The sequence below is a fragment of the Camelimonas abortus genome (genome assembly GCF_042432745.1).
In the GTDB taxonomy this organism is placed as follows: domain Bacteria; phylum Pseudomonadota; class Alphaproteobacteria; order Rhizobiales; family Beijerinckiaceae; genus Camelimonas; species Camelimonas abortus.
On sequence record NZ_JBHLWR010000006.1, the window covers coordinates 2199833 to 2210000 of the forward strand.

The following is a 10168-nucleotide window of genomic DNA, read 5'->3' on the forward strand; positions in this document are numbered from 1 at the left end:
GCCGCCGCGACGCGCCGCAGCCCCGCAAACCTGCCGGAGTTCCTCATGCCCCACGACGCAGGACAGCCCGACGACGCGACCGGCCCCGCCGCCGCGCCCGGTCCCGAGGCCCTGCGCGCGCCCGCCGGGCCGTTCGCGGAAGCTGACCGCAACGGCCTGTGGCGCGCCATTCTCGGCCGCCGCGACGTGCGCAATGAATTCACCCCGCGCCCGGTGCCCGACGAGACGCTGGCGCGCATTCTCGCCGCCGCCCACTGCGCCCCGTCGGTGGGGCTGTCGCAGCCGTGGAATTTCGTGGTGGTGCGCGACGAAGCCAAACGCCGCCAGGTGCACGACCTGTTCAGCCGCGCCAACGCCGAGGCGGCCTACATGTTCGACGGCCCCCGCCAGGCGCTGTATCGCAGCCTCAAGCTGGAGGGCATTCTCACCGCCCCGCTCGGCATCTGCGTTACCTGCGACCGCTCCCGCGGCGGCAAGGTGGTGCTGGGGCGCACCCACCAGCCGGACGTGGACCTCTACAGCGTCGCCTGCGCCATCCAGAACCTGTGGCTGGCGGCCCGCGCCGAAGGGCTGGGCGTCGGCTGGGTGAGCATTTTCGACCCGGAGGAGCTGAAGCCGCTGCTCGGCATTCCGCGCGACATCGTCGTCATGGCGTGGCTGTGCGTGGGTTATGTGGACGAGCTGTTCGTTTCGCCGGAGCTGGAGGCGCGGCGCTGGGCCCGCCGCCTGCCGCTGGAGTCCCTCGTGTTCGACGGCGAATGGGGCCGCCCCGCCGCCGGCCTCGCGCCGGCGCTGCGCGCCGCCGTCCCGTCGGGGCCAAAGCCGGAATGACGGAGGGGCGAAAGCGCTCCGGACGCTTCCGCCCCTCCTCCCCCCCGGGGCGCCAGCGCGGGCTGGCGCCAGGCCTTCAGAACGCCGGCAGGATCGAACCCTTGAACCGCTCGAGGATGAAGGCGCGGACCGGCTCCGACCGGTAGGCGGCGATAAACCTGCGGATGTCCGGATCGTCCTTGCGGTCAGCGCGCGCGGCGAACACCAGCGCCCATTTGGAGTCCTGCTTCTCCGCCTCCAGCGCGTCCTGCAGCTTCAGCCCGGCGAGATGGGCGTAATTGCTGGACACCCACGCCACGTCCACGTCGTCAAGCGAGCGGGCCAGCTGGGCGGCGTCCAGCTCACGGAACTTCAGCTTCTTCGGATTTTCCGCGATGTCGGCCAAGGTGGCGTCGACGTCCGCGCCCGGACGCAGCCTGATGAGCCCCGCCTGCTGCGCCAGGAACAGCGCGCGCGCGGCGTTGGAGGGATCGTTGGGGATGGCGATGACGGCGCCGTCCGGGATGGCGTCCTTCGACCTGTGCTTCGATGAGTACAGGCCGGCCGGCACCACGATGGCCGTCTCCAGCGGCACGATGTGGTAGCCGCGCGCCTTCACCTGGTTATCGAGATAGGGCGTGTGCTGGAAGGCGTTGAAGTCGATGTCGCCGGATTCGACGGCGGCGTTGGGCAGGTTCCAGTCGGAGAACTCCACCACCTCGACCTTGAGTCCGTCTTTGGCCACGATCTTCGCCGCCTCGGCGAGAATGTCGCCGTAGGGCCCGGCGGACACGCCCACTTTCAGCGTCTTCTGCGCGGCGAGCGCCTGACCGGCGCCGCCTGGCGAAGCGGCGGCGAGCGCCGCCGCCGCGGCGAGCCCCAGCAGCGCCCGGCGCGACACGCCTCCGGGGATGGCGGAAACAGTTCTGAACGTCACGGCAAGCCCCCAAACTCCTGCGGCGCCCACGGCGCCCGCTCCGGCCGAACCATAAGAAGCGGTCCGCACGGGGCAACAGGCCGGAGAAACTTTGAAAAGCCCTTCCGGCGCGCCGCCGGAACGGGCTGGATTGTTCTCCTGCGACGCCGTCGCCAGAAAAATTTTCCCGCTCCACAGTCGCCCGCCGGCCCGGCCGGCGTGGTTAACGGCGCCGGCGGGCGACTCAGAGGGCGCCGGCCGCGCCAGCGTGACCGGAAAGGCGCGACACTGTTGACGGAGCGGACGGGCTGTGACACCCTTCGCCCATGTTTAACGCCCCTCGCGCCTTGCTACGACTTTCTGGCCCGTCCTTCTGAGGAAGGCGGGTTAAGGTCATTTGCGAAACAGGACGCAGCCGCCCGGCGAACGGCCCGGGCAGACGAGGGGTGGAGCAAGGGGCTCCGTGAGATTTCCGGCCCGGCTCCATAAACAGATCCGATGATCCAGAGCAGCCGCAATAACATCCGCCAGAGCGTCGCCGGCGCCGGGCGTCTACGCCCGTCTTCCGCGCCGGATGCGGCTGCGCCATGGCGCTCGCCCCTCGCCGATCCGCGACTTACCGGCGGTCGCCGGGACTGAGGCGCCCCGGCGGCCGTAACCCGCGCACAGGCCAGCGCAAGCTGCGCCGCGCATGCCTGCACGCCCGGACCGCAGCCAGCCGCCATGCGCCGCCCGCGCCCGGCGGCGGCGCCCCGCCGCAGCAGCCTCCCCTTCCGCACCGAATTTTCCGCAGCGACCGGCGCCCTGCGACCGCCGGCTGCGCATCCGCCCTGGAACCGACCCAATGATGCTGAGCAATCCGCAGACCAAATACCGCCCCTATTCGCCGGGCTTCGACCTGTCTGACCGCCAGTGGCCGTCGCGCCGCATCGAGAAGGCGCCGCGCTGGCTCTCCAGCGACCTGCGCGACGGCAACCAGTCGCTGGCCAATCCGATGAACGTGGAGAAGAAGACCAGGTTCTACAACACGCTGGTCGACATCGGCTTCAAGGAGATTGAGGTCGGCTTCGCCTCCGCCTCGCAGACGGACTTCGACTTCGTCCGCAAGCTGATCGAGGAGAACCTGATTCCGGAGGACGTCACCATCCAGGTGCTGACCCAGTCGCGCGCCGACCTGATCAGCCGCACCTTCGAGGCCCTGGAGGGCGCGCACAGCGCCATCGTCCACCTGTACAACGCCATCTCGCCGCTGTTCCGCCAGGTGGTGTTCGGCATGGAGCGCCAGCAGATCATTGACCTGGCGGTGGCCGGCGTCACCCAGCTGCTGGAGGAGGCTGCGCGCCGTCCCGAAACCCGCTGGACCTTCGAATATTCGCCGGAAACCTTCAGCATGGCCGAACCGGAGTTCGCGCTGGAGGTGTGCGAGCGGGTGCTGGACGTGCTGCAGCCCACCCCCGACAACAAGGTGATCCTGAACCTGCCGGCGACGGTCGAGGTCGCCATGCCGAACGTCTATGCGGACCAGATCGAGTGGTTCTGCCGCAACGTCTCCCGGCGCGACAGCGTGGTGATCTCGGTGCATCCGCACAATGACCGCGGCACCGGCGTGGCCGCCGCGGAGCTGTCGCTGCTGGCCGGCGCCGACCGCGTCGAGGGCTGCCTGTTCGGCAATGGTGAACGCACCGGCAACGTCGACATCGTGACCCTGGCGCTGAACATGTACACCCAGGGCATCGACCCGGGCCTGCGCTTCGACAACATGCGCGCCATCGTCCGCACGGCCGAGCACTGCAACGAACTGCCGGTGCATCCGCGTCACCCCTATGCGGGCGAGCTGGTGTTCACGGCCTTCTCCGGCTCCCACCAGGACGCGATCAAGAAGGGGTTCGAGGCGCACGCCCGGCGCAATGACGGCGTGTGGGAGATGCCCTATCTGCCGCTGGATCCGGCCGACATCGGCGAGACCTATGAGGCGGTGATCCGGGTCAACAGCCAGTCCGGCAAGGGCGGCGTGGCCTGGGTGATGCAGCAGGACTACGGGCTGAAGCTGCCGCGCCCGCTGCAGATCGATCTCAGCCGCCGCGTGCAGGCGCGCGCCGACGAGACCGGCATGGAGATGACCTCGGCCGACATCTGGGAGATTTTCCGCGCCGCCTATCATCTCGACCAGCCGCAGCGTTACGAGCTGGTGGAATATGAGAACGCCGGCGTGCGTCGCGGCGGCTCGGAGCGCGCCTTCGCCGGCCGCATCCGGGTGGACGGCGAGGAGGTCGCCGTCTCCGGCAAGGGCAACGGGCTGATCTCCAGCGCCGTGGATGCGATCAACGCCCGCTTTGGCGTCGGCATTGAGGTGGTGGACTACGACGAGCACGCCGTCGGCCGCGGCGCGGACGCCAGGGCCGCCGCCTATGTGGAGTGCCGCACGCCCGACGGGCGCCGGGTGTTCGGCGTCGGCATCGACCCGGACGTGGCCACGGCCTCGGTGAAAGCCCTGGTGAGCGCGCTGAACGGGCTGTAACCGGTTCCGTCACTACGCCACGACTGTGACGCGTATCGCCCCCGGGTCCACGCCCGGGGGCTTTTCTGTCCGACTGGCGGGCGGAACCGGGAAGCTGGCGCGAAGGCGCCCGCCGGCGCGGCGGCGGACCAGCCATGGCGCACGGCGCGACACGGGACTAAAGTCCCCAGGGTCCCGCAATTGCGGACGGACATGCTGGCGCTGAAAGGGAATTCGCCATGAAGGCCATGGTTCTCGAAAAGCCCCGGACCCCCCTGGTTCCCAGGGAAGCTCCGGATCCCGTCCCTGGCCCGGGGGAAATCCGGCTGCGCGTGGAGGCCTGCGCGGTGTGCCACACGGACCTTCACGTGGTGGACGGCGACCTGCCCCACCCGAAGCTGCCGCTGGTTCCGGGCCACGAAATCGTCGGGATCGTCGACGCCGCCGGACCGGGCGTGGACCCGCGCCGCATCGGCGCGCGGGTCGGCGCGCCATGGCTGGGGCGCACCTGCGGCGCATGCGACTATTGCCGCTCTGGCGCCGAGAACCTGTGCGACGCGCCCCTGTTCACCGGCTACACGCGCGACGGCGGCTTCGCCACCCATGTGATCGCAGACGCCAGCTTCGCCTTTGATCTGGACCCGGAGGCCGACCCCGTCGCGCTGGCGCCGCTGCTGTGCGCCGGCCTGATCGGCTGGCGGTCGCTGCGCCGGGCCGGCGAAGGCAAACGCCTCGGTCTCTATGGCTTCGGCGCGGCGGCGCACATTCTCGCGCAGATCTGCGTCTGGCAGGGGCGCGAGATTTACGCTTTCACAAGGCCGGGCGACGTGGAGGCGCAGCGCTTCGCCGCCAGCCTCGGGGCGGTCTGGGCCGGCGGTTCGGACGAGGCGCCGCCGGCGCTGCTCGACGCCGCCATCATCTTCGCGCCGGCTGGCGACCTGGTGCCGGCGGCCCTGCGCGCCGTGCGCAAGGGCGGACGGGTGGTGTGCGGCGGCATCCACATGAGCGACATACCGGCCATGCCCTATTCCATCCTGTGGGAGGAGCGGGAGGTCGTGTCGGTGGCCAATCTGACGCGGCGCGACGCCCATGAGTTCTTCGCCGCCGCCCGGGCCGCGGCTGTCAGAACCCATGTGATCCGCTATCCGCTGGAACGCGCGAACGAGGCGCTGGACGACCTGCGCGCCGGCCGCCTGCAGGGGGCCGCCGTGCTCGTGCCCTGACGCGCTCCCCGCTGACAGTTCCGCACATCTCCCCTCCAGCCGTGCGCGCGCAGAATTGCAGAAGCCCGGCGCTGAACGGAAAGACTCCTGCGATGAAGCGTACGCAGTTCGACGCGCTGACGGTGCTGTCCGGAGTAACGGCGCTGGGGCTGGTTCTCGCCGCCGCCGGCCGGCTGCTGCCCCCGCCTCACGCGGAGGCCGTCATGTCCGCGGGCGCGCTGCTGGTTTACGTCTGCGGCGGCGCGCCCGCCGCCTGGACGGCCCTGACCAGCCTGATCCGCGAGCGGACGCTGGACATTGACCTGCTGATGGTGGTCGCCGCCGTCGCGGCCGCGGTGGTCGGCGCGCCCTTTGAGGGCGCGGTGCTGCTGACGCTGTTCAGCCTCTCCACCACGCTTGAGCGGCGCGCCCTTGGCCGGGCCCGCCGCGCCGTGGAGGCGCTGATGGCGCTGCGCCCGGAAACCGCGCTTGTGCTGCAGCGGGACGGTTCGGTGAAGGAGGTGGCGGCGTCCGCGCTCGTTCCCGGCGACAGGGTCGTGCTCCGGCCCGGCGCGCGCGTGCCGGGCGACGGAGAGGTGGCGGCCGGCCATGGCGGCGTGGACGAAGCCAACATCACCGGCGAATCCATGCCGGTCTCCAAGGAGCCCGGCGCGCCGGTGTTTGAGGGAACGATCAATCTGGACGGGGTGCTGGAAGTGGTCATCACCCGCCCGGTCAGCGACAGCACGATCGCGCGCATGATCGCGCTGGTGACCGAGGCGCAGGAGGCGCGCGCGCCCTCGGAGCGGTTCAGCACCTGGTTCGGCCAGCGTTACACCATCGGCGTGCTGTGCGGCGCGGCGCTGGCATTCGCCGGATTTTACTGGCTGGGCCAGGACTGGGAGCTGGCGCTCTATCGCGCCGCCACGCTGCTGGTGGCGGCCAGCCCCTGCGCCATCGTGATTTCGGTTCCCGCCGCCATTCTGTCGGCCCTTTCCGCCGCGGCGCGCGGCGGCGTGCTGTTCAAGGGCGGCGGGGCGATCGAAGCCCTCGGCGCAGTGAGCGTCTTCGCCTTTGACAAGACGGGAACGCTGACGACCGGTCGCGCCACGGTGACCGCGGTCGTGGCCCTCGACGGCGACGAACGGAACCTGCTGCGGCTGCTGGCGGGGCTTGAGGCGCATTCGGAGCACCATATCGCCGCGGCGATCGCGCGGAAGGCCCGCGAAGAACAGCTCGACATCCCCCGGATCGCCGACGTCACCACCTTTCCAAGCGCCGGGGTCACGGGCCATGACGGGCAGGGCGTGCTGTGGGCCGGCAACCCGCGCATGGCGGCGCAGATGGGCGCGAACATTGACCTGCCGGAACTGAAGCCGCTGGCGGACGGGGGGCAGACCGTCATCTATTTCGGGCGGGACGGCGCGGCGCTTGGCGCCGTCACCGTGGCCGACACGCTGCGCCCGACATCCGCCCCGGCCCTGCGGGCGCTGCGCGCGGGCGGCGTGAAGCGCATCATGATGCTGACCGGCGACCGCCGGCCGGTGGCGCTGCGCATCGGCGGCGAGCTTGGCCTTGCTCCGGAGGACATTGAGGCGGGCATGCTGCCGCAGGACAAGGTGGCGACGGTCGCGCGGCTGACGCGCGAGGGAAAGGTCGCCTTTGTGGGGGACGGGGTCAACGACGCCGCGGCGCTCGCCCGGGCCGACGTTGGGGTGGCGATGGGCGCGGCGGGTTCGGACGTGGCGCTGCAGGCGGCGGACGTTGCGCTGCTTTCGGGAAACATGATGAAGCTGGCGGAAGCGCACCGGCTGGCGCGGCGCGCCACGCGCATCATCCGCCAGAACCTGGTTTTCGCCATTGGCGCGATGCTGACGCTGGTGGTGGGCGGCCTGCTGTTTGACCTGCCGCTGCCGCTGGCCGTCGTGGGGCACGAAGGAGGGACGGTGCTGGTGGTCCTGAACGGGCTGCGCCTGCTGTCTGACCCGATCCGCCGGCCGGCGTGACGCCGCGGCCACAGCTTCCAGCGCGTGAGACCGGCCGCGGTGTCAGCGTCCTGCCGGACGCGCACCTCTGCCGCGTGTGGCCGCCCCGGCTCATGGAGCGCAGCTGCGCGCGGCCACCGTTGTGGAGGGCGGTCTTGCAGTCGCCCTGCCCTTTTCAGGCGGAAGACCGGCTGCCGGCTGCTATGTGCGCGAGGCTGCCGGGGATGGCGTGGGGGCGTTTGTCCGGGGCTGCGGCAGCCCGTGCGGGGAAGCCAGCGTGAGCCTCCGGCGAAGGCCGCCTTGTCGTGACAGTGCCTTGTGCTGAAGCTGTGCTCATAAGGACGCAGTTAAGAGCGCAGGTTCATGCAAGTGGCGGTTATTTCCGGATCCGAACGTCGCCGTCGCTGGAGTGCGGCGGAGCGCGAAGAGATTGTGCTGGCGTCAACCATGCCCAGCGCGGTGATTGCGGAGGTCGCGCGACGGTTCGGTGTGGCCACCAGCCTGATCTACAAGTGGCGCCGCGAGGCCCGGCAGGCAGCGGGGAGGTTCGTGCCGGTTGTCCTGACAGAGGATGAGGGGTCTGCGCCGGTGGCGGCGGGCTCAAGCCTGGAAGCTGTGGCGGGCGATGAATGCAGCCCGGGGCCTGAAGGCGCCCCGGTGATCAGCGTCACCCTTGTCACAGCGCGGATTGATATCCCCCTTTCAGCCCCGCCTGCGCTGGTCAGCGCCGTGCTGCAGGCGCTGCGATGATCCCCGCCGGCGCCCGGGTGTGGATCTGCTCTGGCCACACCGACATGAGGAAGGGCATGAATGGCCTTGCGCTGCTGGTGCAGGAGCATTTCCGGCGCGATCCCCATTGCGGCGACCTGTATGTCTTCCGGGGCCGCGGCGGCGCACTGTGCAAGATCCTGTGGCACGACGGGATCGGCATGTCGCTCTATGCGAAGCGGCTGGAACGCGGCCGGTTCATCTGGCCTGCGACAGGGGGCGGCGCGGTTGCCTTAACGGCAGCCCAGCTCGGCTATTTGCTCGAAGGAATTGACTGGCGCCATCCGCAACACAGCTGGAGGCCGCGCAGCGCCGGCTGAGCAAAAATAGTTTGGCCAGACGGCATTTTGGGGCGCCACAAACGCCCTGATCTGTGATTCACTACGGTCATGAAAGCCATGGCCAGCCCCGTTCCTGACGATGTCGCAGCGCTGAAAGCGGCGCTCGTCGCCGCCGTGGAGCGGGCTGACCGGGCCGAGGCAGAAGCCGCCGCAGCCCGGGCCCGGCGCGCCGATGACCAGGCGCAGATCGCCCATCTGAAGCTGCTCATTGCGAAGTACAAACGTGAGCGCTTTGGCGCCTCATCGGAGCGGACCGCCCGCCTGCTCGACCAGCTTGAGCTGCAGCTGGAGGAGCTTGAGACTGGCGCGACCGAGGACGAGCTTGCCGCAGAGAAAGCCGCCGCCCGCGCGACCACGCCTGTCGCCGCGTTCCGCCGCAGGAAGCCCGCGCGTCAGCCTTTCCCTGAGCACCTGCCGCGTGAGCGGGTGGTGGTTGAAGCCCCGCGCGCCTGCGCCTGCTGCGGCGGCGCGCGGCTGAGGAAGCTGGGCGAGGACATCACCGAGACGCTGGAGGTGATCCCGCGCCAGTGGAAGGTGATCCAGACGGTGCGGGAGAAGTTCTCGTGCCGCGACTGCGAGGCCATCGCCCAGGCTCCAGCGCCGTTCCATGTGCTGCCGCGCGGCTGGGCCGGTCCCCGGCTTCTGGCCCAGATCGTGTTCGAGAAGTTTGGCCAGCATCAGCCGCTCAACCGCCAGTGCGAGCGCTATGCCCGCGAGGGCGTGCCGCTGGGCCTGTCGACGCTGGCGGATCAGGTCGGCGGCGCTGCCTCGGTGCTGGCCCCGCTGTTCTCGCGGATCGAGGCGCATGTGCTGGCGGCTAAACGGCTGCATGGCGACGACACCACGGTTCCGGTGCTGGCGAAGGGCAAGACCGATACGGGCCGGCTCTGGACCTATGTGCGTGACGACGCCCCCTGGGGCGGCCCCGCGCCACCGGCGGCTGTCTTCCATTACTCACGCGACCGTCGGGGCGTTCACCCGCAGGAGCACCTCAGGGCATGGAGCGGCATTCTTCAGGCCGACGCCTATGGCGGTTACAATGAGCTGTACAGGCCAGAGCGCGCGCCAGCCCCCATTCTGGAGGCGGGTTGCTGGGCGCACGCAAGACGCAAGTTCTTTGAGCTGGCGGACATCGAAAGCGCCGCCCGCAAAACGGCCAGGGGATTGAAGCCGCCGTCCGTCTATCCGCGGGCGCTGGAAGCTGTTCGCCTGATCGACAGCCTGTTCGCGATCGAACGCGACATCAATGGAGCCAGCGCCGACGGGCGCCGGGCCGTGCGCCAGATGCGCAGCGCGCCGGTGATTGCGCAGCTGGAGGCATGGCTTGGCCAGACCCGGGACCAGTTCAGTCGTGGCCATCCCCTGGTGAGGGCCATCGGCTATCTGAGCCAGCGCTGGCCATCGTTCACGCGCTTCCTCGATGACGGGCGGATCTGCCTGTCGAACAACGCCGCCGAACGGGCGCTGCGCGGCGTCGCCCTTGGCCGCAAGGCGTGGCTGTTCTGCGGATCGGATCGCGGCGGACAGCGCGCTGCGGCGATGTACAGCCTGATTGTCACCGCCCGCATGAACGACGTTGATCCTCAGGCGTGGCTGGCCGACGTCCTCGCCAGGATCAATAGCATTCCGGCTGCGCGTATCGATGAACT

8 protein-coding genes (1 of these 8 only partly in view) are annotated in these 10168 nt (G+C 70.0%); 7 read left to right on the forward strand and 1 reads right to left on the reverse strand.

Features of this window, described 5'->3' with window-relative positions; genetic code table 11:
• The first annotated feature begins 45 nt into the window (after nucleotides 1-45).
• Nucleotides 46-831: a 5,6-dimethylbenzimidazole synthase gene (gene bluB, locus ACFFJB_RS11800; protein ID WP_376831554.1), complete on the forward strand. Its 786-nt coding sequence runs from the start codon at nucleotides 46-48 to the stop codon at nucleotides 829-831.
• A gap of 76 nt (nucleotides 832-907) precedes the next feature.
• Here bluB and ACFFJB_RS11805 read toward each other — a convergent pair whose 3' ends face one another.
• Nucleotides 908-1747, reverse strand: a complete 840-nt coding sequence (locus ACFFJB_RS11805) for a MetQ/NlpA family ABC transporter substrate-binding protein (protein WP_376831555.1) — start codon at nucleotides 1745-1747, stop codon at nucleotides 908-910.
• 826 nt (nucleotides 1748-2573) lie between these two features.
• Here ACFFJB_RS11805 and leuA point away from each other — a divergent pair.
• The 6 genes from leuA to tnpC all read left to right on the forward strand — a co-directional run.
• Nucleotides 2574-4244, forward strand: a complete 1671-nt coding sequence (gene leuA / locus ACFFJB_RS11810; protein WP_376832676.1) for a 2-isopropylmalate synthase — start codon at nucleotides 2574-2576, stop codon at nucleotides 4242-4244.
• Between the two features lie 218 nt (nucleotides 4245-4462).
• A complete protein-coding gene (locus tag ACFFJB_RS11815; RefSeq protein ID WP_376831556.1) occupies nucleotides 4463-5446 on the forward strand; it encodes a zinc-dependent alcohol dehydrogenase family protein in 984 nt (327 codons plus the stop codon).
• Between the two features lie 92 nt (nucleotides 5447-5538).
• Nucleotides 5539-7431 carry a heavy metal translocating P-type ATPase gene (locus ACFFJB_RS11820; protein ID WP_376831557.1) on the forward strand — a complete coding sequence of 631 codons (1893 nt, stop codon included), beginning with the start codon at nucleotides 5539-5541 and terminating at the stop codon, nucleotides 7429-7431.
• A 342-nt stretch (nucleotides 7432-7773) separates the two neighbouring features.
• Nucleotides 7774-8160, forward strand: coding sequence for an IS66-like element accessory protein TnpA (gene tnpA, locus ACFFJB_RS11825; RefSeq protein WP_376828579.1), 387 nt, complete (start codon nucleotides 7774-7776; stop codon nucleotides 8158-8160).
• Nucleotides 8157-8498, forward strand: a complete 342-nt coding sequence (tnpB, locus tag ACFFJB_RS11830) for an IS66 family insertion sequence element accessory protein TnpB (protein ID WP_376828492.1) — start codon at nucleotides 8157-8159, stop codon at nucleotides 8496-8498. Before tnpA ends, tnpB begins: the two co-directional genes overlap by 4 nt.
• Before the next feature lie 78 nt (nucleotides 8499-8576).
• On the forward strand, nucleotides 8577-10168 hold the 5' portion of the coding sequence (tnpC, locus tag ACFFJB_RS11835) for an IS66 family transposase (RefSeq protein WP_376828577.1). 37 nt of this gene lie beyond the right edge of the window; only the first 1592 of its 1629 coding nucleotides appear in the window; its start codon is at nucleotides 8577-8579; the stop codon falls past the right edge of the window.

Coding starts and splice junctions, on each gene's coding strand:
- bluB (WP_376831554.1), top strand. CDS start 46: ATGCCCCACGACGCAGGACAGCCCGACGACGCGACCGGCCCCGCCGCC.
- leuA (WP_376832676.1), top strand. CDS start 2,574: ATGCTGAGCAATCCGCAGACCAAATACCGCCCCTATTCGCCGGGCTTC.
- ACFFJB_RS11815 (WP_376831556.1), top strand. CDS start 4,463: ATGAAGGCCATGGTTCTCGAAAAGCCCCGGACCCCCCTGGTTCCCAGG.
- ACFFJB_RS11820 (WP_376831557.1), top strand. CDS start 5,539: ATGAAGCGTACGCAGTTCGACGCGCTGACGGTGCTGTCCGGAGTAACG.
- tnpA (WP_376828579.1), top strand. CDS start 7,774: ATGCAAGTGGCGGTTATTTCCGGATCCGAACGTCGCCGTCGCTGGAGT.
- tnpB (WP_376828492.1), top strand. CDS start 8,157: ATGATCCCCGCCGGCGCCCGGGTGTGGATCTGCTCTGGCCACACCGAC.